18 protein-coding genes, 1 tRNA gene and 1 pseudogene are annotated in these 21,978 nt (G+C 63.6%); 9 read left to right on the top strand and 11 right to left on the bottom strand.

The window, feature by feature from the left end; translation table 11 throughout:
* Positions 1-24: 24 nt before the first annotated feature.
* Positions 25-1,953 (bottom strand): ATP-binding cassette domain-containing protein, encoded by a 1,929-nt coding sequence (locus BGP85_RS21840; protein ID WP_103449812.1) that lies wholly within the window; start codon positions 1,951-1,953, stop codon positions 25-27.
* Between the two features lie 222 nt (positions 1,954-2,175).
* Here BGP85_RS21840 and BGP85_RS21835 point away from each other — a divergent pair, with 222 nt between their 5' ends.
* Positions 2,176-4,104, top strand: coding sequence for a transglycosylase SLT domain-containing protein (locus tag BGP85_RS21835; protein WP_103449811.1), 1,929 nt, complete (start codon positions 2,176-2,178; stop codon positions 4,102-4,104).
* Positions 4,105-4,164: 60 nt separating this feature from the next.
* On the opposite strand, the gene BGP85_RS21830 is transcribed toward BGP85_RS21835, so the two are convergent.
* Together BGP85_RS21830 and BGP85_RS21825 are read right to left on the bottom strand one after the other, a co-directional pair.
* Entirely contained in the window at positions 4,165-4,968 is an 804-nt protein-coding gene (locus BGP85_RS21830) for an MOSC domain-containing protein (protein ID WP_103449810.1), read from the bottom strand.
* Between the two features lie 55 nt (positions 4,969-5,023).
* A complete protein-coding gene (locus BGP85_RS21825; RefSeq protein WP_027919546.1) occupies positions 5,024-5,959 on the bottom strand; it encodes a chemotaxis protein CheV in 936 nt (311 codons plus the stop codon).
* Between the two features lie 349 nt (positions 5,960-6,308).
* Between BGP85_RS21825 and BGP85_RS21820 the strand changes: the two genes are divergently transcribed.
* The 3 genes from BGP85_RS21820 (at position 6,309) to BGP85_RS21810 (ending at position 8,726) form a co-directional block, all read left to right on the top strand.
* Positions 6,309-6,818 (top strand): histidine kinase, encoded by a 510-nt coding sequence (locus BGP85_RS21820; protein ID WP_103449809.1) that lies wholly within the window; start codon positions 6,309-6,311, stop codon positions 6,816-6,818.
* 361 nt (positions 6,819-7,179) lie between these two features.
* On the top strand, positions 7,180-8,070 hold the full coding sequence (locus BGP85_RS21815) for a sensor histidine kinase (RefSeq protein ID WP_103466523.1): 891 nt from the start codon (positions 7,180-7,182) through the stop codon (positions 8,068-8,070).
* The gene (locus tag BGP85_RS21810; protein WP_103449807.1) at positions 8,067-8,726 is read left to right on the top strand and encodes a response regulator; all 660 of its coding nucleotides are present in this window, start codon (positions 8,067-8,069) and stop codon (positions 8,724-8,726) included. Before BGP85_RS21815 ends, BGP85_RS21810 begins: the two co-directional genes overlap by 4 nt.
* Here the strand turns inward: BGP85_RS21810 and yegS are convergent.
* A complete protein-coding gene (yegS, locus tag BGP85_RS21805; protein WP_103449806.1) occupies positions 8,710-9,597 on the bottom strand; it encodes a lipid kinase YegS in 888 nt (295 codons plus the stop codon). The genes BGP85_RS21810 and yegS overlap by 17 nt on opposite strands.
* Before the next feature lie 308 nt (positions 9,598-9,905).
* Here yegS and BGP85_RS21800 point away from each other — a divergent pair, with 308 nt between their 5' ends.
* Both BGP85_RS21800 and BGP85_RS21795 read left to right on the top strand, forming a co-directional pair.
* Entirely contained in the window at positions 9,906-11,360 is a 1,455-nt protein-coding gene (locus BGP85_RS21800) for a mannose-1-phosphate guanylyltransferase/mannose-6-phosphate isomerase (RefSeq protein ID WP_103449805.1), read from the top strand.
* Positions 11,361-11,411: 51 nt separating this feature from the next.
* Complete coding sequence (locus BGP85_RS21795) at positions 11,412-12,659, top strand: glycosyltransferase family 4 protein (RefSeq protein WP_103449804.1); 1,248 nt, start codon at positions 11,412-11,414, stop codon at positions 12,657-12,659.
* Here the strand turns inward: BGP85_RS21795 and BGP85_RS21790 are convergent.
* Positions 12,648-13,874 (bottom strand): molybdopterin molybdotransferase MoeA, encoded by a 1,227-nt coding sequence (locus BGP85_RS21790; protein WP_103449803.1) that lies wholly within the window; start codon positions 13,872-13,874, stop codon positions 12,648-12,650. The two genes, BGP85_RS21795 and BGP85_RS21790, sit on opposite strands and share 12 nt — an antisense overlap.
* Positions 13,858-14,397: a molybdenum cofactor biosynthesis protein B gene (gene moaB, locus BGP85_RS21785; RefSeq protein WP_085674853.1), complete on the bottom strand. Its 540-nt coding sequence runs from the start codon at positions 14,395-14,397 to the stop codon at positions 13,858-13,860. Before moaB ends, BGP85_RS21790 begins: the two co-directional genes overlap by 17 nt.
* A gap of 168 nt (positions 14,398-14,565) precedes the next feature.
* On the opposite strand from moaB, the gene BGP85_RS21780 reads away from it, so the two are divergent.
* Both BGP85_RS21780 and BGP85_RS21775 read left to right on the top strand, forming a co-directional pair.
* Positions 14,566-14,787: a YgdI/YgdR family lipoprotein gene (locus tag BGP85_RS21780; protein WP_027596642.1), complete on the top strand. Its 222-nt coding sequence runs from the start codon at positions 14,566-14,568 to the stop codon at positions 14,785-14,787.
* A gap of 81 nt (positions 14,788-14,868) precedes the next feature.
* Positions 14,869-14,945, top strand: a tRNA-Pro gene (locus BGP85_RS21775).
* A gap of 53 nt (positions 14,946-14,998) precedes the next feature.
* Here BGP85_RS21775 and mqo read toward each other — a convergent pair.
* The 4 genes and pseudogenes from mqo to BGP85_RS21760 form a co-directional block, all read right to left on the bottom strand.
* Positions 14,999-16,582: a malate dehydrogenase (quinone) gene (gene mqo, locus BGP85_RS21770; RefSeq protein WP_103449802.1), complete on the bottom strand. Its 1,584-nt coding sequence runs from the start codon at positions 16,580-16,582 to the stop codon at positions 14,999-15,001.
* A gap of 187 nt (positions 16,583-16,769) precedes the next feature.
* Positions 16,770-17,474 (bottom strand): methyl-accepting chemotaxis protein, encoded by a 705-nt coding sequence (locus tag BGP85_RS29670; protein WP_374755336.1) that lies wholly within the window; start codon positions 17,472-17,474, stop codon positions 16,770-16,772.
* Positions 17,475-17,702: 228 nt separating this feature from the next.
* Positions 17,703-17,813: pseudogene (locus BGP85_RS29665) on the bottom strand (hypothetical protein); the annotation flags it as partial.
* 761 nt (positions 17,814-18,574) lie between these two features.
* Complete coding sequence (locus tag BGP85_RS21760) at positions 18,575-20,338, bottom strand: ABC transporter transmembrane domain-containing protein (RefSeq protein WP_103449800.1); 1,764 nt, start codon at positions 20,336-20,338, stop codon at positions 18,575-18,577.
* Between the two features lie 205 nt (positions 20,339-20,543).
* On the opposite strand from BGP85_RS21760, the gene BGP85_RS28970 reads away from it, so the two are divergent.
* Positions 20,544-20,717 (top strand): PA1571 family protein, encoded by a 174-nt coding sequence (locus tag BGP85_RS28970; protein ID WP_181004550.1) that lies wholly within the window; start codon positions 20,544-20,546, stop codon positions 20,715-20,717.
* Between the two features lie 70 nt (positions 20,718-20,787).
* On the opposite strand, the gene pdxB is transcribed toward BGP85_RS28970, so the two are convergent.
* Positions 20,788-21,930 (bottom strand): 4-phosphoerythronate dehydrogenase PdxB, encoded by a 1,143-nt coding sequence (gene pdxB / locus BGP85_RS21755; RefSeq protein ID WP_103449799.1) that lies wholly within the window; start codon positions 21,928-21,930, stop codon positions 20,788-20,790.
* Between the last annotated feature and the right edge of the window lie 48 nt (positions 21,931-21,978).

Genomic DNA, 21,978 nt, shown 5'->3' with positions numbered 1-21,978 from the left:
CGCGAAGAGGCCTGTGAGGACTGCTCAGCCTTCCAGCTCAGCCCACCGCTCTACCAGCGCATCCAGCTCACCCTGCAGCTTCTCGATCTTGGCCAGCACTGCCGAAGTTTCGGCAATCGGCCGCTGATAGAAGCCAGCAGCGTTCACTTCTTCTTGCGCCTCGGCCATGCGCTTCTCGACCTCGTCGATCTGCCCCGGCAGCATTTCCAGCTCGCGCTGCAGCTTGTAGCTGAGCTTCTTCTTCGAAGCATCCGCCGCCGGCGCGGCTGGCGCAGGCGCTGCCACTTCCACCGGCTTTTCGACCACGGCACTGTTGAGCTCGGACTTGCCACCCTTGCTCTCGGTCACGCCGAGCAGCTTCGCCGAACCACCCTGGCGGATCCAGTCCTCGTAGCCACCGACGTACTCGCGCACCTTGCCCTCACCTTCGAACACCAGCGTGCTGGTGACGACGTTATCGAGGAAGGCCCGGTCGTGGCTGACCATCAGCACGGTGCCTTTGTAGTTGGACAGCACCTCTTCGAGCAGCTCGAGGGTTTCCACATCCAGGTCGTTGGTCGGTTCGTCGAGCACCAGCAGGTTAGCCGGCTTGCTGAACAGCTTGGCCAGCAGCAGGCGCGCACGCTCACCACCGGACAGCGCCTTGACCGGCGTGCGCGCACGCTGCGGGCTGAACAGGAAATCACCGAGGTAGCTCAGCACATGGCGGTTCTGGCCATCGATCTCGATGAAGTCGCGGCCTTCGGCGAGGTTGTCGATGACGGTCTTTTCCAGGTCGAGCTGGTGACGCATCTGGTCGAAGTAGGCCACTTCCAGCTTGGTGCCGCGCTCGACCTTGCCTGCAGTAGGCTCCAGGTCGCCGAGCATCATCTTCAGCAGGGTGGTCTTGCCGGTACCGTTGGCACCCAGCAGGCCGATACGGTCCTGGCGCTGCAGGACCATGGAGAAGTCCTTGACCAGCAGCGGGCCATCGGCGTGATGGAAGCTGACGTTCTCCAGCACCATCACCTGCTTGCCGGACTTGTCTGCCGCCTCGATCTGGATGTTCGCCTTGCCCTGGCGCTCGCGACGCTCGCCGCGCTCCACACGCAAGGCCTTGAGCGCACGCACGCGGCCTTCGTTACGGGTACGGCGGGCCTTGATGCCCTGGCGGATCCACACCTCTTCCTGGGCCAGGCGCTTGTCGAACAGCGCATTGGCCGTCTCTTCGGCGGCCAGCGCGGCCTCCTTGTGCACCAGGAAGCTGGCGTAGTCGCCATTCCAGTCGATCAGGCCGCCGCGGTCCAGTTCGAGGATGCGCGTGGCGAGGTTCTGCAGGAAGGAACGGTCGTGGGTGATGAACAGCACGGCGCCGTTGAAGCCGCGCAGGGCTTCTTCGAGCCAGGCGATGGCACCGATGTCCAGGTGGTTGGTCGGTTCGTCGAGCAGCAGCAGATCAGGCTCGGACACCAGCGCCTGGGCCAGCAGCACGCGGCGGCGCCAGCCACCGGAGAGCTCGGCCAAGGTCTTGTCCGCGGGCAACTGCAGGCGGCTCAGGGTGCTTTCCACCACCTGCTGCAGGCGCCAGCCGTCGCGGGCCTCCAGTTCGTGCTGGACGTGCATGAGTTTTTCCAGGTCGTCATCACCCTGGATGTTCTGGCTCAGGTGATGGAACTCGGCCAGCAGCTCTCCAACGCCATCCAGGCCAGCGGCGACCACATCGAACACCGTGCGCTCGTCGGCAACCGGCAGCTCTTGTGGCAGCTCACCGATCTTCAGGCCAGGGGCGCGCCAGATCTCGCCGTCGTCGCCCTTCTGCTCGCCCTTGACCAGGCGCAGCATGCTCGACTTGCCGGTGCCGTTGCGGCCGATGATGCACACCCGCTCGCCACGGGCGATCTGCCAGGACACTTTGTCCAGCAGCGGCATCGCGCCGAATGCGAGGGACACATCGCTGAATTTGAGCAGGGTCATGTTCGTCTCCAGAAAGCGGGCGCGCATTCTACCTGACTTGGCCCTTTCCGGCATTAAGTTGACTACCGCACAGGGGCTTGGCGACACCCGGTCGGCGTTAACGCCCGGTTACAAGCACAGCGCTATCACCCGCCGCCGGCAAACGGCTAAGCTAAGGCAATCAGATTTCAACAGTGCTGGCTTCGCCGTCACTTCCCCATGGTTCAACTGCCCGGACGTATCATGCGCAGCCGCCTGTTACAGATTGCTTCCTGCCTGCTGCTCACCGCCGCCACCGTCAGCGCGGCGCAGGCCACCGACCTTTCCCAGCAACGCCAGTACTACGACGAGGCCAAGCGTGCGCTGGCCAAGGGCGACAAAGGCCCTTACCTGCGCTACGCCCAGGCGCTGCGCGACTACCCGCTCACACCGTACCTGGCGTACGACGAACTGACCGCGCGTCTGAAGACTGCCAGCAACGAGGAAATCGAAGGTTTCCTGGCCAAGCACGGCGACCTGCCCCAGGCCAACTGGATGAAATTGCGTTGGCTGCGCTGGCTGGCCGAACGCGGCGAGTGGAACACCTTCGTCAAGTACTACGACCCCAAGCTCAATTTCACCGAGCTGGACTGCCTCAATGGCCAGTACCAGTTGAGCCATGGCCAGCGCGCCGAAGGCTTCGCCAGCGCCGAAAAACTGTGGAACGTCGGCAAGTCGCAACCGGCTGCCTGCGACACTCTGTTCGGCATGTGGGCCGCAGAAGGCCAGCTGACAGAAGCCAAACGCTGGAACCGCGCCAAACTGGCGGCCCAGGCGCGCAACTACGCGCTGGCAAACAACATGGTGCAAGGCCTGACTACCCTCGCACCGCAGGGCCGCTTGCTGATCGACGTGGCGCAAAAGCCCGAGCTGCTCAACCAGCCCTCGCGCTTCACCCCGGCCAACGAAGCCATGTCCGACGTGGTCAGCCTCGGCCTGCGCCGCCTGGCCCGACAGGACCCTGACCGCGCCATGGAGATGCTCGACGACTACGCCCAGCGCATGCACTTCTCGCGCGACGAGAAAGTCGCCATCGCCCGCGAGATCGGCCTGACCCTGGCCCGCCGTTACGATCCGCGCGCCCTTGACCTGATGACCCGCTACGACCCCGAGCTGCGCGACAACACGGTCAGCGAATGGCGCCTGCGCCTGCTGCTGCGCCTGGGCCGCTGGGAAGACGCCTACGAGCTGACCCGGCGCCTGCCTCAGGACCTGGCCAGCAGCAACCGCTGGAAGTACTGGCAGGCACGCAGCCTGGAGCTGGCCCAGCCGAACAACCCGCAGATTCCGTTGCTGTACAAGAACGTGGCGCGCGAGCGTGACTTCTATGGCTTCCTCGCGGCTGACCGGGCAAAAACGCCTTACCAGCTGAACAACAAGCCACTGCTGCTGAGCCCGCAACTGGTCAACAAGGTGCGCAATACCCCGGGCATCCAGCGTGCCCTGGAGTTCCACGCCCGCGGCCAGGTCGTCGAAGGCCGCCGCGAGTGGTACCACGTCAGCCGCCACTTCACCCGCGATGAAATGGTCGCCCAGGCACGCCTGGCCTACGACATGCACTGGTACTTCCCGGCCATCCGCACCATTAGCCAGGCGCAGTACTGGGACGACCTGGATATCCGCTTCCCGATGGCCTATCGCGATACCCTGGTGCGTGAAGCCAAAGTGCGTGGGCTGCACTCGAGCTGGGTATTCGCCATTACCCGCCAGGAGAGCGCCTTCATGGAGGATGCCCGCTCCAGCGTCGGTGCCAGTGGCCTGATGCAGGTGATGCCGGCCACCGCCAAGGAAACCGCACGCAAGTTCAGCATCCCGCTGGCTTCGCCGCAGCAGATGTTCAACCCGGAGAAGAACATTCAGGTCGGCGCGGCCTACCTGAGCCAGGTGCACGGCCAGTTCAACGGCAACCGGGTATTGGCGTCCGCAGCCTACAACGCAGGCCCCGGGCGCGTGCGGCAGTGGCTCAAGGGCGCCAAGCACCTGAGCTTCGACGTGTGGGTGGAATCGATCCCGTTCGACGAAACGCGCCAGTATGTGCAGAACGTGCTGTCGTATTCGGTGATCTACGGGCAGAAGCTCAATGTGCCGCAACCGCTGGTGGACTGGCATGAGCGGTATTTCGATGACATGTGATCAGGACTGAGCCGGTACTGGCCTCTTCGCGGCGGTTCGGCGCGAAGAGGCCGGCACGGGTTATTCGAGCACTTCGACTTCCATCCCCACCTCAAGCCAGCCACTGCCATCCACGGCCAGATTCTGCCCGAACAGGATATCCCCTTCCCTCTCGCGGAAAGTCTTCAGGGTCGTCAACGGCTCGCGATCGACACTGCGCTCCCCGGTCGCTGGATCGAGCGTGGTGAAAATGCATCTCACGCTTGGCTTGAGCACTCGAAACTCCAGCGCACCAATGCGAATCCGCTTCCAGCCATCCTCGGCAAACGGCTCAGCACCCTGCACCACCAGGTTCGGCCGAAAGCGCAGCATTTCCATGGGCCGGCCGATCCTGTGGCTCAGATCATCCAGCGAGCCCTGGCCGATCAGCAATAACGGAAAGCCATCAGGGAACGCCGCACGGTCGCTGTTCAGGCCATAACCGTTGGGCAGGTAGCGCGCCCGCTGCTCCGGGCAATGCACCAGGCGTACCGCCTTGCCGAGCCACTGCGACAGCCAGGCAGCCACCTCGTCGCCCGCGTCGGGCACGCGCAAGGTATCGCGCCAGATGGTCACACCGCGCAGCGCATCGTCAGCAGCAGGCACCGCAACGCGCATTGGCGATTGCCCAGGCAACTCCAGCAGCAACTCGCCATCCTCGCCCGCGCGGGCCTTCAACTGGCCCAGTTGTGGCCAGGCGCGCTGGGTGAGGAAGCGTCCATTCTCTTCCTCTACCACCATCCAGCGTCGATCGCCCTGCAACCCCAGAAGGCCCACCGGCGAACCCTGCAGGCATTGCGCCTGCCCCGACTTCACCGGGTATCGATACAATTTACTGAGAAACATCCCTGCCGCCTCATACCTTGTCAAAAGCCAAGCTTATACCTGGCCAGCAGCAGGATCACGCGTTGCTGGTATCCAGCAGCAGGCGCTGCTTGACCACATCGACCAGGCGATCAGGCTGGAACTTGGAGAGGAAATTGTCGCAACCGACCTTCTTCACCATCGATTCGTTGAAGCTGCCCGACAAGGAGGTGTGCAGCACCACGTATAGCTTGCGCAGGCGCGCATCGCTGCGAATCTCGGTGGTCAGCCGATAACCGTCCATCTCTGGCATTTCCGCATCGGTGAAGACCATCAACAGTTTCTCGCAGACATCTTCCCCGGCATCAGCCCAGCCCTTGAGCAGGCGCAGGGCCTTCAGGCCATCACTGGCCACATGAAGCTTGACCCCGAGTTGCGACAGGGTATCGCGCAGCTGCGCCAGCGCCACGCTGGAGTCATCCACCAGCAGCACTTCGCGGCCACGCGCGCGCGCCAGTACCGGATCGGCCAGCTTGTCGCCGGAAACCCGGGCGTTGTAGGGCACGATCTCGGCCAGCACCTTCTCGACATCGATCACTTCGACCAGCTTGTCGTCCACCTTGGTGATAGCGGTCAGGTAATGCTGGCGCCCGGCACTGGAAGGCGGCGGCATGATGGCTTCCCAGTTCATGTTGACGATGCGATCGACGCCCCCCACCAGGAACGCCTGCACCGAGCGGTTGTACTCGGTGACGATGATGGTGCTGTCCGGCCCTGGCTGCAGGGGACGCATGCCGATCGCCTGGGACAGGTCGATCACCGGCAAGGTCTGCCCACGCAGGTTGACCACACCACAGACGAACGCGTGGCGCTGCGGCATCAGGGTCAGTTTGGGCAGTTGCAGCACTTCCTGTACCTTGAAGACGTTGATCGCGAACAACTGGCGACCGGCCAGGCGGAACATCAGGATTTCCAGACGGTTCTCACCCACCAGCTGCGTGCGTTGGTCTACCGTGTCGAGAATGCCAGCCATTGGAAAACCCCCAGGGTTGTGTCGAAAAAATGAAATGATCCGTTCTATATCGGCGCTTCCCTGCGCATCTTGATCCTTGCGAAAAAATGCTCCGCAGGGCAATTGATATCACATTAGCATCATGCTTTACTGCGACACGACCCGCTTGGATCCATTCCAGGTCAACTTGTCGCCCCCTAGGCACCATCAGGGAAACCCCTAGGAGCAATCAGGTGCAACCTGATGTTCGCGATATCCTTTAGCCATTAATGTGACGCCATTCTCACTGCATGAATGGAGTCAGGCTTTTGCTAGCGATCGACATGGCGTGGCCATCCCCTGCTCCAGCCCAACGCGCCGGAGTGTCTTGATGGACAGCAGCGTCTCTAACATCGACACCCTGCAGGACTTCCTGCTGGATGCCCAGGTCTTGTTGACCCAGTCCCAGGAATGCCTGCAGCACCTGGAACTGATCCGCAATGATCCGGACGCCTGCCAATGCCTCAACAACGCCCTCCAGACCCTGGCCCGACGCGCCGGCAACCTGGGCCTGCTCGAAGTCGCCCACTATGCAAGCGTCCTGCACCAGCTGCTTGCCCCAGCCTGCCACCAGCAGTGCCTGGACAATGCAGCCCTGCCCTCGCTGAATGCCTGCCTGACCTTGCTGGCCTGGCAACTGGAACTGGTCGACCTGCACACCGGCCGGCTCGCCCTCGATACCTGCGAGCAGGTGACGCTATTGAGCGAACTGGCAGCCGCCCTGAATCAGCCATTGCCGCAAACGTGTGCGTCTTGCAACGATAACGGCAACGACTGCGTGCATCCGTATTCAACGGTGCCTGCCAGATCACCAGCCAGCGGGTCGACGCTGCGCCACTAGACGGCTTGGCAAACGTAACTAAGCACAGGTTTGAAAACGCGAAAAGGTTCAACTTGTGATGCTCTTCACTAGTTCAGCCCCCTTTCACTTGAATGGCCTTTTGCAAGTTGAACTTGCAGCGCTAATCACCCGGTTAAGCAATGGCACTTTGATGCCTTGCAACCCTGGCGAGCCCCCTCTCCCGGGCCCGGAAATGCTGAGTTTCAAAGCATTACCAGCCGCGACCAAATTGAACCGAAGTGTTAAGATGCGCGCAAACAAATGCCGGCCGCGCGCCATTTGTTGCAAGCACAACGCCAAAGCCTCTGCCATGAGCTATGCACGGCCCCCATCAGCAAGACTTCAGTGGCTTGTCAATTTTATGTTCCCACGCTTGAAGATATCTCTGCGCTGCCGTTCACGCGCCACATTGCTGCGTTGGGCGACAGCATTGCTGTGCGTGGTGTCCCTGCTGGCCAACCTGGCCCTGTTTGGCGGCGGGAACGGCATGCCTGCCAGTCTGTTGCTCCTGCAACTGGTGGCCACGCTTGGCGTCTGCTGGCACCTGAGCCACGGTGCCAAGTCGATCAGCCTGCGCCCGGCCGAGTTGGCCGGGCGCATGCTCAAGGTCCAGGAAAGCGAGCGCCAGCACCTGAGCCGCGAACTGCATGACGACATCGGCCAGCTGCTCACCGCCGCCAAGATGCAGTTGGAATGGTTGCAACGCCGCGTACCGAACGACTTGCAAGTGCACTGTGGCAGCTTGCGCAGCACCCTCGAAGACACGCTGAGCAAGGTGCGCGACGTATCTGCCATCCTCAACCCGCGACAACTGGCCAGCCTTGGCCTCGAAGCCAGCCTGCGGGCGCACCTGGTACGCACTCTGGAAAGCACCGACGTGCACTGGAGCCTGGAATGCCATCAGCGCCTGGGCGGAATCTCCGAAGAGGTCGCCATGGCGGCGTTTCGCATCACCCAGGAGGCGGTGACCAACATGCTGCGCCATGCCCGGGCTCGCAACCTGACCATCCGCCTGCAACGCAGCGCAGCAGGGCTTGCCCTGTCGATCCAGGACGACGGCCAGGGCTTTCTCCCTGCCGCCAATCCAGCCGAGGCCGGCCAGCGCGGCATGGCCGGCATGCAGGAGCGCGCCACCGCCCTCAACGGCAGCCTGGTGATCACCAGTCAGCTGGGCCTGGGCACGACGATTGACGTGCTGTTCCCGTGGCCACCCCGTACCCATGAACGCGCCAGGACTACCGCTTCATCATGACCTGTAGATTGCTGCTGGTGGATGACCACTCGCTGATCCGTGCCGGGGTCCGTGCCCTGGTCTCCGACATCCCTGGCTACACCGTGGTCGGCGAAGCCGATGACGGCGATCAGCTGCTCGAGCACGTTCAGCAACTGGCACCCGACATCGTCCTGCTGGACATTTCCATGCGCTCGACCAGCGGCCTCGATGCCCTCACCCAGCTGCGCGCCACTGGCAACACCTGCAAGGTGCTGATCCTGTCCATGCATACCGACCCGGACCTGATCATGCGGGCACTGGAAAGTGGCGCCCACGGTTACCTGCTCAAGGATGCCACGGCGACCGAACTGGAGCAGGCCCTGGTCGCCTTGCGCAATGGCGAACGCTACCTCAGCCCGGCCATTGCCCATACGGTGATCAACCAGGCACTGATGCGTGCGCAGCACGGCAAGCCGTCTGGCGTCGACCGCCACAACCTCACCGCGCGGCAACTGGAGATCCTGCGCCTGATCGTGCGCGGCAAGTCCACCCGCGAAATCGCCGCCGGCCTGGGCCTGTCGATCAAGACCGTGGAAACCCACCGCTCGCAGATCATGAAGCGCTTGCAGATCTACGACGTGGCCGGCCTGGTGCTGTTCGCGGTGCGCGAGAAAATCATCAGCCTGGATGACTGACCAGCGGTGAGTTCAGCGGCAAGTGCAGGCGCAGCGCACCCGGCACCGCCGCAAAGCGCAGGCTGTCGGCCTGCAGGGGTTCGCCGTCGAGGTTGATGTCCAGCCCCTGCGAACAGGTTATTTCGACCCACGGCAAACGCGCCCGCACGAACAACCCCTCACCCGCCAGCAAGTCACGCAGTGCGCCGACCATTTCCTGGGGTGCCGGCAAGATGGCGATGTCGAGCTGGCCATCATCGACTTGCGCCTCCGGGCACAACACTTGCCCGCCGCCGGCCTGGCGACCATTGCCAATCCCCAGCGCCAGCAGGTCACCCTGCCAGTCGAACCCCGGCCCCGACAGCTGGACCGAGGCGGCCTGCAACTCGCTGAAGCGCGACAGCCCGGTGAACAGGTAGGCCGCGGCGCCGAGCATTTTCTTCAGGTCTTCAGAGGTGCTGGCGGTAACCTGGCTACCGAAACCGCCCGTGGCCATGTTCAGAAACAATTGGTCGCCCACCTGGCCCAGGTCGATCGGTCGTGGCGGTAGCTCCAGCAATGCCAGGGCCTCTGCAGGTTCCAGTGAAATACCGGCGGCCCTGGCGAAGTCATTGGCTGTTCCCAGCGGCAGCAGCGCCAGGCTGGCTTCGCAACGTGCCTGGCCCATGGCCTCGGCGACATCGCGCAAGGTGCCGTCACCGCCGCCAGCGATCACCTGGCTGTACCCGGCCGCCAGTGCTTCGCCCACCAGCCGCCGGGCATCGCCGCCTTCCCAGGTCACCCGTACATCCAGCGTCCAGCCACGCTCGCGCATGGCTGAAACTGCCTGGCGTACCGCTTCGTTCATGGCCTGCTTGCCATGCAGGATCAAGATTGCCTTGCGCTGTGGCATCGCGTGTCTCCGTGGCGATCGTTCGGTCCAGATCTCGACCACAAACAGGGCCGAAATGCTGCACGGCGCAGGAAAATCTGCTCTAGGTCGCGCATTGACTGAGTGCGAAGTCGAGCAAAAAAACTGTCAGATTCACCTAAATATCATTGAAAGCATTTCTGATCGGGCGCATGATCGACAAAAATTTGGCCTTCATGGAAGAAGCTTTAGTGAAAAGTCGGTTTTTTGACTTTTCCGCCAAAACCGTGACAGGTCGCGAAGTTCCCCTTCACTGCGCTGTAACCAGCGCCATGAGTCGAGGCTGTGAAATGAGCGTTCTGATCCCCTGCATCATCGCCGGCGGTGCCGGCACCCGCCTGTGGCCGGTTTCTCGCGAAGCCATGCCCAAACCCTTCATGCGCTTGCCCGATGGCCAGAGCCTGCTGCAGACAACCTTCATCCGCGCTGCGGCGCTACCGGGCGTCGAGCGGATCCTGACGGTGACCAACCGCGAAGTGTTCTTCCGTACCCAGGACGAATACCGCCAGGTAAACCCCGACAAGCTTGCCCTCGACTACCTGCTGGAAACCAACGGCCGCAACACCGCACCCGCGATCGCTGCAGCCGCGCTGCACTGCGCCAGGCATTATGGCCCCGACAGCGTGCTGCTGGTGTTGCCGGCCGACCACCTGATCCAGGACGCCGAGGCCTTCGCCACCGCCGTCGAGCACGCCCGGCAACTGGCCAACGATGGCTGGCTGGCCACCTTCGGCCTGCTGCCCAGCCGCGCCGAAACCGGCTTCGGTTACATCGAGCAAGGCGAGGCAATCGGCAAGCATGCGCATAAGGTCGCCTGCTTCGTGGAGAAGCCCGATGCCCTCACCGCCCGCCGCTACCTCGAAGGCGGCCGCCACCTGTGGAATGCCGGCATGTTCTGCTTGCGTGCAGGCACCGTACTCGCCGAACTGCAGGCGCATGCCCCTGAACTGCTAGCCTGCGTGACCTGCTGCCTGGAGCAGAGCGCGACCAAGCAGGGCGACAAGGCACGGCAGGTAGAACTGGACCCAGACAGCTTCGCCCTGGCCGAGGACATCTCCATCGACTACGCCTTGATGGAGCGGTCCGACAAGGTTGCCGTGGTGCCTTGCGAACTGGGCTGGAGCGATATCGGCAGCTGGGAGGCGGTGCGCGAACTGCGCCACACCGACGACGACGGCAACCACTGCAACGGTGAAGCGGTGCTGCACGACGTGACCAACTGCTACATCGACTCACCAAAGCGCCTGGTCGGCGCCGTCGGCCTGGACAACCTGATCGTCATCGACACCCCTGATGCATTGCTGATCGCCGACGCCGCGCGCAGCCAGGAGGTCAAGGTGATTGCCCAGCAGCTCAAGCATCAGGGCCATGAAGCCTACCGCCTGCACCGCACCGTCACCCGCCCCTGGGGCACGTACACCGTGCTTGAGGAAGGCCCGCGCTTCAAGATCAAGCGGATCATGGTGCGCCCTGGCGAATCGCTGTCACTGCAGATGCACCATCACCGCAGCGAGCACTGGATCATCGTCAGCGGCATGGCCTGCGTGACCAACGGCGAAGAAGAGTTTCTACTCGACACCAACGAGTCGACCTTCATCAAACCCGGCCGCACTCACCGCCTGACCAACCCCGGCGTGATCGACCTGGTGATGATCGAAGTCCAGAGCGGCGAGTACCTGGGCGAAGATGACATCGTGCGCTTTACTGATATTTACGGACGCGTCCCGGCGGCAGCCATCGGCTGAAGGCTGGCGGACGCGTTTTTTGTCCGCAGCCTTCAGCGAGGTTTCCGGTTCATGCGCATTCTCTGGACTCTGCCTTACCTGCCCTGGCCCACCACCAGTGGCAGCAAGACCCGGCAATACCACCTGCTGCGCGCCCTCGCGCAGCAGGGCCACCGGATCACCTTGCTGGTCCAGTCGAAAATCCCCTTGTGCGATGCCGCCCGCGAAGCCCTCGAACCCTTGCTCGATCGCTTGATCGTGCTGCCCCGACGCCCACTGCACAGCCCGCTCAACCTGCTCGCCTCGCCCATCATCGATTACCCGATGCGGGCCATCATCAACGGCCTGGCCCCTGGCTTGCGGCACCAGTTCGAGCAACTGTTGGACGAGCCCTGGGACGTCATCCAGATCGAACACAGCTACAGCTTCCAGCCGTTCGAAAAAGCACTGCAGGCACGCGAACTGCCCTACATGCTCAGCGAACACAACCTTGAGTCAGTGAGCGGCGCCGCCTGCCATGACCGCTTGCCGCTGTGGCTGCGCCCGCTCAATGCCTTCGACCGTTGGCGCTATCGGCGCTGGGAGCAACGCGTGCTGCGCCAGCCCACCGAAGTGGTGGCGGTTAGCCCGCATGACGCCGAACTGATCAGCCAGGTCAGCGGTCGCCCGGTCAATGTGGTGGTCAATGGCGTCGATTGCGATTACTACCAGAACGTCCACCCGGCCCTGCACAGCCAGCGCCTACTGTTCGTGGGCAACTTCGAGTACGCCGCCAATGTCGAGGCCATTGAATGGGCCCTGGAAGAAATCCTGCCCCAGGTGTGGATGAGTAACCCGGCGGTACGCCTGGCCATCGCCGGGCATGCCCTGCCGATCAGCTGGAAACTGCGCTGGAACGACCCACGCATCGAGTGGGTCGGTTATCGCCCTGACCTGCGCGAGCTGCAGAGCCGTTCCGCGCTGTTCTTTGCACCCTTGCGCTATGCCGGTGGCTCCAAGGTGAAGATCCTCGAAGCCATGGCAGCCGGGCTACCGGTGATCAGTACCGGCAAAGGCGTATCAGGCCTGGCCGCCAACAACGGCGAGCACTACCTGGGCAGTGACGACGGTGACCAGTTGGCGCTAATGGTCACGCAACTGCTCAACCAGCCGTGGCGCATGTGCCAATTGAGCGAGGCCGGCCGCCAGTTTGCCCGTAATCGCCACGACTGGAGCGTGGCCGCCCAGCAACTGGAAATGGTGCACATGCGCCTCACCCAGTCGGCACCGGCCGACGCCACCCAGGGCGGTGGCGCCTGGCTCGGTCGCTCAGCCGAGTAGTTCGCTCAGCGGTATGAACGGCACGCTGTCGCCCGGCTTCGGCGTGCTGCCCTCGCGCACCTCCACCAGCCCCTCGGCCCAGGCCGCGCTGCGCAGCACACCGGAGCTCTGGTTCTTGTAGATGCGCACCTGGCCATTGTCGATGCGCGCACGCAGGTACTCGCGACGGGTGCCAGCCTTGGTCCATTCGAAGCCGGCCGGAACATCGAAACGCAGCGGTGTGACATCGGCTACGCCCTGGCGGCGCAACAGGTAGGGCCTCGTCAGCAGGCCGAACGTCACCAGGGTCGACGCCGGGTTGCCGGGCAGGCCGATCACCGGCACACCGCGGTAATGCCCGAAGGTCAGCGGCTTGCCAGGCTTGATCGCCAGCTTCCATAAGGCCAGTTCGCCAGCTTCGCGCAGCGCGGCGCCGAGGTAGTCGGCCTCGCCCACGGAAACGCCGCCAGTGGAGAGGATCAGGTCGACATCACCCAGCCCCCCCAGGCATTCGCGGGTACGTTCCAGGTCATCGGGAAGAATGCCCATGTCGCGCACTTCGCAGCCCAGCCGTTGCAGCCAGCTGACCAGCAAGCGTCGGTTGCTGTTGTAGATCTGCCCCGGGCCCAATGGCAGGCCAGGCTCAACCAGCTCATCGCCAGTGGACAGCACCGCCACCCTTACCCGCCGCACCACCTGCAACTGCGCGTGGCCAAGGGTTGCCGCCAGGCCCAGTTCGATAGGCCCGAGCCGCGTGCCAGCGACCATCACCTGCTCGCCTTTGCGAGTTTCCTGGCCCTGCGGGCGAACGTTCTGATCAAGCGTCAGTGCTTCGAGGAAGCGCACCCGGCCACCTTCCAGCACCTCGGTGTTTTCCTGCATTTCGACACAGTCGGCACCTGCCGGCATCGGCGCGCCGGTGAAAATCCGGGCGCAAGTGCCGGGCTGCAGAGGTTCGGGGGCGTGGCCGGCGAAGATCCGCTGGCTGACCGGCAAAGGCTCGCCCTGCAGGTCGGCCAGGCGCAAGGCATAACCGTCCATGGCACTGTTGGGCCACGGCGGCAGATCGAGCGTGGCCACCAGTTCGGTGGCCAGCACGCGGCCTTCGGCCTCGGCCAGCGAGACGTTTTCGGTTTCCCGGATTGGCGCGGCCTCGGCCAGCGCCAGCAGGCGCTCCAGGGCTTCTTCCACCGGCATCAGTGGCCTGGTAGCGGGTGCCTCAGCCACGGCTGTCACAGGCCGCTGCCTGTTTCAGGTGGGCGACGAAATTGCACGGCCGATGGCGGGCATCCAGCTGCTCGGCGAGGATGCCGTCCCAACCGGTGCGCACGGCATTGGTCGAGCCCGGCAGGCAGCACACCAGGGTGCCGTTGGCCAAGCCGGCAAGGGCGCGCGATTGCACGGTGGAGGTGCCGATATCGGCCACGGAAATCTGCCGGAACAGTTCGCCGAAGCCTTCAACCTGCTTGTCCAGCAGGCACGCTACGGCTTCTGGCGTGCTGTCACGGCCGGTAAAGCCGGTACCACCGGTGATCAGCACCACCTGCACGCTGTCGTCGGCAATCCATGTGGCGACCTGGGCACGGATCTTGTACAGGTCGTCCTTGAGCAGCACGCGGGCGGCCAGTGTGTGGCCAGCGGCGGTGAGGCGGTCGACAAAGGTTTGCCCGGAAGTATCGGTTTCAAACGTGCGGGTGTCGCTGACCGTGAGCACGGCAATGTTCAGCGCCACGAAGGGGGTATCTGCCTTGGCTTTCATGGGTGTCCGTCGCAGGAAAAGGGGATGGGCGCAGTTATATCACAGGCGGCCGTGCAGGCAGGCACAGGTCAATAACCCAGACTTGCCGCTATGCTGGAATGTAAAAGGAACTTGCGTGGACGCCCTGCGTCATAAAGTCATCTTGCACCATCGCACTGGAGAAACACGATGATTCAACGGACCCTTCCCGCCTTTCTGCTCGCCCTGGGCCTTGGCGCCCTCGCTGGCTGCGCATCGCCGACCGTGATCACCCTCAATGACGGCCGCGAAATCCAGGCAGTGGATACACCATCCTTTGACGAGGACTCCGGTTTCTACGAATTCGAGCAGCTCGACGGCAAACGCACGCGCCTGAACAAGGACCAGATCCGCACCGTCAAGGAGCTGTGATCCGCGTGCTGTTTTTGGCATAAGCCCTTTTAACTACAAGGGCTTGTGCCAGAAAATTCCATGCAGTAGGATTTTGCTTATCGGAGTGTAGCGCAGCCAGGTAGCGCGTCTCGTTCGGGACGAGAAGGCCGCAGGTTCGAATCCTGTCTCTCCGACCAAAACCTTCAGCAAAAAGCCCGCCTTGCGCGGGCTTTTTGTTGTGCCTCGGAAATTAGTTGACCGCTGTCACCTGCTCCGCCTGCACCGGCACATACAGCAACTGCAGACGCGAGCTGCTCCACTCACGGGTGCGGTTGGTCAGCTCGATGTCGTTATTCAGCTTCTGCCCATAGCTCGGCACGATATCCTTCAGGCGCGCCTGCCATTCCGGCGTCTTGATGCGGTCCTTGAAGGTTTTCTCCAGCACCGTCAGCATGATCGGCGCGGCCGTCGAGGCGCCCGGCGAAGCCCCCAGCAGCGCGGCGATGCTGCCATCCTGCGCGGCCACCACTTCGGTACCGAACTGCAGGATGCCACCGAGTACCGGGTCCTTCTTGATCACCTGCACGCGCTGGCCAGCCTGCAGCAGCTTCCAGTCCTCGTTCCTGGCATTGGGGAAGTACTCGCGCAGGGCCTGCATGCGGTCGTGGAAGCTGAGCATCAACTGGCCCATCAGGTAGGTGCTGAGGTCGAAGTTGTCGATCCCAGCGTTCACCATCGGCAGGATATTGTGGCTGGTCAGCGAGGCGAACATGTCCAGCAACGATCCGTGCTTGAGGTACTTGGTGGAGAAGGTCGCGAACGGGCCGAACAGCAACACTTCCTGGCCATCGATCACCCGCGTGTCCAGGTGGGGTACCGACATCGGTGGCGCCCCGACCGAAGCCTTGCCATACAGCTTGGCCTTGTGCCGAGCGACGATGTCCGGGTTGTCGGTCATCAGGAACTGGCCACCAACCGGGAAACCGGCATAACCGTCCGCCTCCGGGATGCCCGACTTCTGCAGTAGCTTCAGCGCGCCGCCACCGGCCCCGATGAACACGAAGCGGGCATTGACGCTGGCCTCCTTGCCGCCTTGGGCCAGGTCAGCCACCACCACTTTCCAGGTGCCATCGGCATTGCGCACGATATCGCGCACTTCGTGGCTCAGGTGCAGCTTGACGTTGGGGTTGCGGGTCATCGAGGCAAACAGCTGGCGGGTGATCTCGCCGAAGTTCACGTCGGTACCGATGGCCATGCGCGTGGCGGCCACTCGCTGTTGCGGGTCACGCCCCTCCATCACCAGCGGCACCCACTTGCGGATCTGCTCGTGGTCTTCGCTGATCTCCATGCCCCGGAACAGCGAGCTGTGCTGCAAGGCGGCAACGCGCTTGTGCAGGAAGGCGATGTTCTCGTCACCCCAGACGAAGCTCATGTGCGGCACATTATTGATGAACGACTTCGGGTTGCTGAGCACACCCTGCTCGACCTGGTAGGCCCAGAACTGCTTGGAGATCTCGAACTGCTCGTTGACCCCGACAGCCTTGCTGATGTCGATGCTGCCGTCCTTGCCTTCGCTGGTGTAGTTCAGCTCGCAGAACGCGGAATGGCCAGTGCCGGCGTTGTTCCAGGCGTTAGAACTCTCTTCGGCGACCTGGTCCATGCGCTCGTAGACGCCGACTTTCCAGTTCGGTTCCAGCTCGGTGAGGTAGGTGCCCAGGCTTGCACTCATGATGCCGCCGCCAATCAGCAGCACATCGACGGTCTTCGCAGGCTCTTCGGGTTTGGAGCAGCCGATGACGCCCAGGCAGAGGAACGTCAGCAGGAATTTCTTCATTGATGTTGTCCAGTTGTTGTGTACACGCGCGGCGCATAGAGCAGGAAGCGTGCCAACTGGGTTTGGACCAATGAATACGGGTGTGACAGCGGGTCGCATGGCGACATTCCGCCACAGCGAGAACAGTTTTTCCTGCTCAATGGCGGGTTTCCCCCAAAGGGGGCCGCTGCGCGGCCCCGGCCATTGATCAGGCGGTCAGCCGCGAGGTGACCTCACCCAACTGCCCCGACAACCCATGCAGGCGCTGCCCCGCTTGCTCGGTATGCTGCACCGCCTCCTGGTTGGCGGTGGCAATCCGGGTGATTTCGATCAGGTTGCGCGAAATGTCTTCGGCCACGCTGGTCTGCTCTTCGGCCGCCGTGGCGATCTGCCGGTTCATATCGCGGATCGCCTCCACCGCCAAGGTGATGCGCTGCAGCATCTGCCCGGCTTGTTGCACCTGCTCGGCGCCCTCCTCGCTGCGCTGCTGGCCGCTCTCGATGGCCTTGACCGCCTCCACTGCGCCCGACTGCACGGCTTCGATGATCTGGTGAATCTCGGCAATCGATGCCGCCGTGCGTTGGGCCAGGCTGCGCACCTCATCGGCGACCACGGCAAAGCCACGCCCGGCCTCACCCGCACGGGCCGCTTCGATGGCGGCATTGAGCGCCAGCAGGTTGGTCTGCTCGGCAATGCCACGGATCACTTCCAGCACCTTGCCGATGCGGGAGCTGTCATTTTCCAGGTCGCGGATCACCGCAGCAGTGCCGGCGATCTCGCGGTTGACCACGCCAATGATGTCAATGGTCTGCTGCATCACCTGTTCACCCGCCTGGGCGCTGTGGTCGGCATCATCGGCGGCACGTGCAGCCTCGGCGGCGTGGCGGGCCACTTCCTGGGCGGTGGCAGACATCTCGTGCATGGCCGTGGCCACCTGGTCGGTGCGCTGGAACTGGTCGTGAGTACCACGGGCCATGTCACCGGCGATATTGCGCAGCTGGCCGCTGGCGCCTTCCAGCTCCTGCGCGTTGTCCTTGAGGCGGCCAACGGTCTCGGCGAGGAAGTCGCGCAGGGTATTGGCAGCACGCGCCAGACGGCCCAGTTCGTCCTCGCGACGGCTGTCGACGCGGGCGGCAAAGTGGCCCTGGCTGAGTTGCGCCACGTATTCGATCAGTTGGCGAATCGGCTCGATCAGGCTGCGGTTGAGCAGCCACAGGCTGAGCAGGCCGACCAGCAATGCCGACCCCAGCATCACCAGCACGCCCAGCCACACGGTGCGTTCGGCACCGGCATTGATCTCGGCGGCACGGCCCCGGGCTTCGGCGCGCAGCTGCTCGACCAGCGCGCTCATCTGCTCGCTGGCCGCCCGGTCCACGCCCTTCACCGCCTGGTCACCGGCTACCGGGTCGCCACCAGCCCCCAGAAATGCCTGACGCCCTTGTGCGTATGCCTGGCCGAGCTGACGATGGCTGTCACGCAGTTGCTGCAGCGGTGCCTTGAGCTTGGCATCGCTGCTGTCGATCAATTCCCCAAGCAGTTGTTGAACCTGCTGCTCGCGGGCCTGGAACTGCTGCCAGTACTTGTCCAGCTCGGCCGGCTGGCGGCCACGCAGCAGCACATTCTTCCATTCCTGCACCTGGATCTTGAACTGCAGGTTGGCTTCATCGATCAATTGCGACGCCCGCAGCGGCCCGTCCACCAGTTCGCCATAGCCTCGCACGCTGGATGACAGGAACTGGAAGCACACCAGGGCGATCAGCAGCATCGCCGCCAGGCTGCCGCCCAGCAGGGTGAGAATTTGCACTCGGAGTGATTTACGCAACATCGCGGATCTCGGGAACAAGGAATAAGGAAACGGCGCGCCGTAGCAGCGCCGCGACAGACATCCTTGTCCTCGTTCGCAGGCCAAAAAAAAGCTGCCATCGATCGATAGCAGCCAGGTCGAGCACTTACGCAACAGTTGAATTCAATACTCTCAGGCAATTGCTACAGAAATGTTACAAGTGCACGAAGCTAGCCCGTGGTGAACTGAAGCTCGGCCAGGCGAGCGTACAACGGGCTTTCTTCGATCAGCTGCCGGTGCGTGCCGACCGCGACCACTCGCCCCTTGTCGATCACCGCGATGCGGTCGGCGTGCTGCACCGTGGCTAGGCGGTGCGCGATGACCAGCGTGGTACGCCCGGCCATCAGGCTCGGCAGGGCCTGCTGGATCAGGTGCTCGCTCTGCGCATCGAGGGCGCTGGTAGCTTCGTCGAGCAGCAGGATCGGCGCATCCACCAGCAGCGCCCGGGCGATTGCCAGGCGCTGCTTCTGGCCACCGGAAAGGCCAACGCCGCCCTCGCCCAGTGGCGTCTGGTAACCCTGTGGCAGTTGCCGGATGAATTCGTCGGCATGGGCGCCCTGCGCTGCCGCCTCGACGTCGGCCAGGGTCGCCTCGGGCCGACCGTAGCGGATGTTGGCCTCGACCGTGGCGCGGAACAGTGACGGGTTCTGCGCCACCAGGGCGAACTGGCGGCGCAAGTCGTCCGGAGCCAGCGCCGTGATCGGCTGGCCGTCGAGCAGGATGCGCCCCTGCTGCGGATCGTAGAAGCGCAGGAGCAAGTCGAACAAGGTCGACTTGCCCGCCCCCGACGGCCCCACCAAGGCCACGGTCTGGCCTGGTTCGATGGTCAGGCTGAGGTGGTCGATGGCCGCCACCGATGGCCGCGAGGGATAGGCGAAAGTCAGCTGCTGCAGTTCGATGCGCCCACTGGCACGCTGCTGCGCTAGCGTCACGGGGGCCGCTGGCGCCAGGATCGTGCTGCGCGCGGCCAGCAGCTCGGCGATGCGCTCGGCGGCCCCGGCGGCGCGCTGCAACTCGCCGATCACTTCACTCAGGGTGCCGAAGGCACTGCCGACGATCAGGCTGTAGAACACGAATGCTGCCAGCTCCCCTGCGGAAATGCGCCCGGCAATCACATCCATGCCCCCCACCCACAGCATGACGCCAACCGCGCCCAGCACCAGCACGATCACCAGGGTGATCAGCCAGGCACGCTGGGCGATACGTTGCCGGGCCACGGTAAACGCAGCCTCCACCGTACCGGCGAACAGCTCGCGGTCACGTGCCTGGTGGTTGTAGGCCTGCACGGTCTTGATCTGCCCAAGGGTCTCGGCCACATAGCTGCCGACATCGGCCACCCGATCCTGGCTCTGCCGCGACAGGCTGCGCACCCGCCGGCCAAACAGCAGGATCGGCGCCAACACCAGCGGCAATGCCACCACCACGATGCTGGTGAGCTTGGGGTTGGTGATGAACAGCAGCACCACGCCACCGATCACCATCAATGCATTGCGCAGGAACATCGACAGCGACGAGCCGATCACCGATTGCAGCAAGGTCGTATCGGCGGTCAGCCGCGACTGGATCTCGGAACTGCGGTTATCCTCGAAAAAGCCTGGATGCAAGCCCACCAGGTGATCGAAGACCGCGCGGCGGATGTCGGCAACGCAGCGCTCGCCGATCCACGACACCAGGTAGAAGCGGCTGAACGTACCTGCCGCCAGAGCCAGCACCAACACCAGGAACAGACCGATGGTCTGGTTCAACTGGTGCGCTGAGCGGGTCATGAAACCCTGATCGACCAGCAGGCGGATACCCTGGCCCATGGACAGGGTGATGCCGGCGGTGACGACCAGCGCCAGCAAGGCCAGCAAGGCCTGGCGACGGTACGGACGCATGAACTGCCAGGCCAGGCGCAGGGCACGGCGTTGGCGAGAAGAAGCCGAATCGAGCATGAGGTGAACCGGGGAAAGCAGGAAGAATGAAGACTACCATTCATCCACGTTGCGCGTACCTATAACCCATCGATCTAACAGGCCTCTGGAGCTTTGCCGCGCTTTCTGCTGGACTGTGCAGGCCTTGGTGCACACGATAACTTTTGTAACAGGCCAGTCACGGCGCAGGTTTAACCTGAACCTGATCCTGATGAGGAGATATTCTATGAGCTTGCAACATGGCAGCGACACTGTGAAGCCGCAGAACAAACCACAACCCAAGGCCTGTGGTTCGATCGTCGACGCCCAGGGCCGCGAGATCGAGATCACCGAGCAGATGATCCAGCAGGCCTGCAAGGACCTGGAAGACAGCCGCGTGAAGAAAGTACGCCACGGCTGAAGCAAGAATGCTTTGAAACCCGGCTATATGCCGGGTTTTTTGTTTTTACCCGTACTGGCTTATCGGGCAATCAGGCCAACACGCCGCCCAGGGCATTGACCATCTGCGCCAACTGCGGCGCCTCGCCCCTCACGCGCACCGCCAACCCTTCGATCTCCCGCCGTGGCGGATACTGCTTGCGCAACTGGTCGAACGCCGCCCGCTGCTCAGCCACATCGTCACTCAGGCTGCGACGGAAATCGGCATCATCCCGCCGTGGGTCATACACTGCCCGGCACAGAGCCGCCAGAGCCCAGGCAGGCTCCGCCGTGCCGTCCAGCTCGATTTGCGCCAACGGCGGCGGCGGCAGCAGATCGGCCAGCCGCACGCTTTCGGCTTCGCCCAGGTAGCGGCACAAGGCCTGATAGATCTGCGCCGTGCCACGCTGGCGGCCATCCAGGCTGTAGCCGGCAATGTGCGGCGTGGCCAGGGTGCACAGGTCTGCCAACTGCAGGTCGACCTGCGGCTCGCCTTCCCAGACATCGAGCACCGCGTGCACATCTTCACGATCCAGCAGCAGCTCACGTAGCGCTGCGTTGTCCACCACTGGCCCGCGGCTGGCGTTGATCAGCCAGGCACCGGGGCGCAGTTGCGCCAGCTGCGCTTCACCGAGCAGGTGCCAGGTCGGATGCTCACCGCCACGCTGCAGCGGGGTGTGCAGGCTGATCACGTCGCATTGTTCAAGGATCGTCGCCAGGCTGACGAAGTCGCCGCCCTCGGCGGCTTGGCGCAGCGGGTCGCAGACCACCACCTTCCAGCCCAGGCCGTGCAGCACACGCACCAGACGGCCACCGACTTCGCCAGCGCCCACCACACCATAGGTGCGTTGTGGCAGTGCCACGCCGTCCAGGTCGGCCAGGGTCAGCAGGCTGCCCAGCACGTAATCGACCACGCCACGGGCATTGCAGCCCGGTGCGCTGCTCCAGTGGATGCGGGCTTCGGCGAAGTAGTCCAGGTCCAGGTGGTCGGTGCCGATGGTGCAGGTGCCGACGAAGCGCACCTTGCTGCCTTCGAGCAGTTGCCGGTCGACCTTGGTCACCGAGCGCACCAGCAGCACATCGGCGTCCTTGACGCTGGCGGCGTCGAGGCTGCGGCCGGGATAACGGCGGATCTCGCCGAAGCTTTCAAAGAAGGCATCGAGCAGCGGGATATTCTCGTCGGCAACTATCAGCATGGCGCTCTCCTGTCTGGAGAGCGCAGTGTAGGCGCTACGCGAGGTGTG

It is taken from the genome of Pseudomonas putida (assembly GCF_002906855.1).
GTDB classification, from domain to species: domain Bacteria; phylum Pseudomonadota; class Gammaproteobacteria; order Pseudomonadales; family Pseudomonadaceae; genus Aquipseudomonas; species Aquipseudomonas putida_N.
This window is presented reverse-complemented; position numbering and strand designations above follow the sequence as displayed.

Excerpts from the sequence above, each read along its gene's own strand:
- BGP85_RS21835 (WP_103449811.1), top strand. The coding sequence starts at position 2,176 with ATGCGCAGCCGCCTGTTACAGATTGCTTCCTGCCTGCTGCTCACCGCC.
- moaB (WP_085674853.1), bottom strand. The coding sequence starts at position 14,397 with ATGAAAGCCAAGGCAGATACCCCCTTCGTGGCGCTGAACATTGCCGTG.
- BGP85_RS21830 (WP_103449810.1), bottom strand. The coding sequence starts at position 4,968 with ATGTTTCTCAGTAAATTGTATCGATACCCGGTGAAGTCGGGGCAGGCG.
- BGP85_RS28970 (WP_181004550.1), top strand. The coding sequence starts at position 20,544 with ATGAGCTTGCAACATGGCAGCGACACTGTGAAGCCGCAGAACAAACCA.
- BGP85_RS21810 (WP_103449807.1), top strand. The coding sequence starts at position 8,067 with ATGACCTGTAGATTGCTGCTGGTGGATGACCACTCGCTGATCCGTGCC.
- BGP85_RS29670 (WP_374755336.1), bottom strand. The coding sequence starts at position 17,474 with ATGTCTGCCACCGCCCAGGAAGTGGCCCGCCACGCCGCCGAGGCTGCA.
- BGP85_RS21780 (WP_027596642.1), top strand. The coding sequence starts at position 14,566 with ATGATTCAACGGACCCTTCCCGCCTTTCTGCTCGCCCTGGGCCTTGGC.
- mqo (WP_103449802.1), bottom strand. The coding sequence starts at position 16,582 with ATGAAGAAATTCCTGCTGACGTTCCTCTGCCTGGGCGTCATCGGCTGC.
- BGP85_RS21795 (WP_103449804.1), top strand. The coding sequence starts at position 11,412 with ATGCGCATTCTCTGGACTCTGCCTTACCTGCCCTGGCCCACCACCAGT.
- yegS (WP_103449806.1), bottom strand. The coding sequence starts at position 9,597 with ATGCCACAGCGCAAGGCAATCTTGATCCTGCATGGCAAGCAGGCCATG.
- BGP85_RS21800 (WP_103449805.1), top strand. The coding sequence starts at position 9,906 with ATGAGCGTTCTGATCCCCTGCATCATCGCCGGCGGTGCCGGCACCCGC.
- BGP85_RS21815 (WP_103466523.1), top strand. The coding sequence starts at position 7,180 with ATGTTCCCACGCTTGAAGATATCTCTGCGCTGCCGTTCACGCGCCACA.
- pdxB (WP_103449799.1), bottom strand. The coding sequence starts at position 21,930 with ATGCTGATAGTTGCCGACGAGAATATCCCGCTGCTCGATGCCTTCTTT.
- BGP85_RS21825 (WP_027919546.1), bottom strand. The coding sequence starts at position 5,959 with ATGGCTGGCATTCTCGACACGGTAGACCAACGCACGCAGCTGGTGGGT.
- BGP85_RS21760 (WP_103449800.1), bottom strand. The coding sequence starts at position 20,338 with ATGCTCGATTCGGCTTCTTCTCGCCAACGCCGTGCCCTGCGCCTGGCC.
- BGP85_RS21840 (WP_103449812.1), bottom strand. The coding sequence starts at position 1,953 with ATGACCCTGCTCAAATTCAGCGATGTGTCCCTCGCATTCGGCGCGATG.
- BGP85_RS21820 (WP_103449809.1), top strand. The coding sequence starts at position 6,309 with ATGGACAGCAGCGTCTCTAACATCGACACCCTGCAGGACTTCCTGCTG.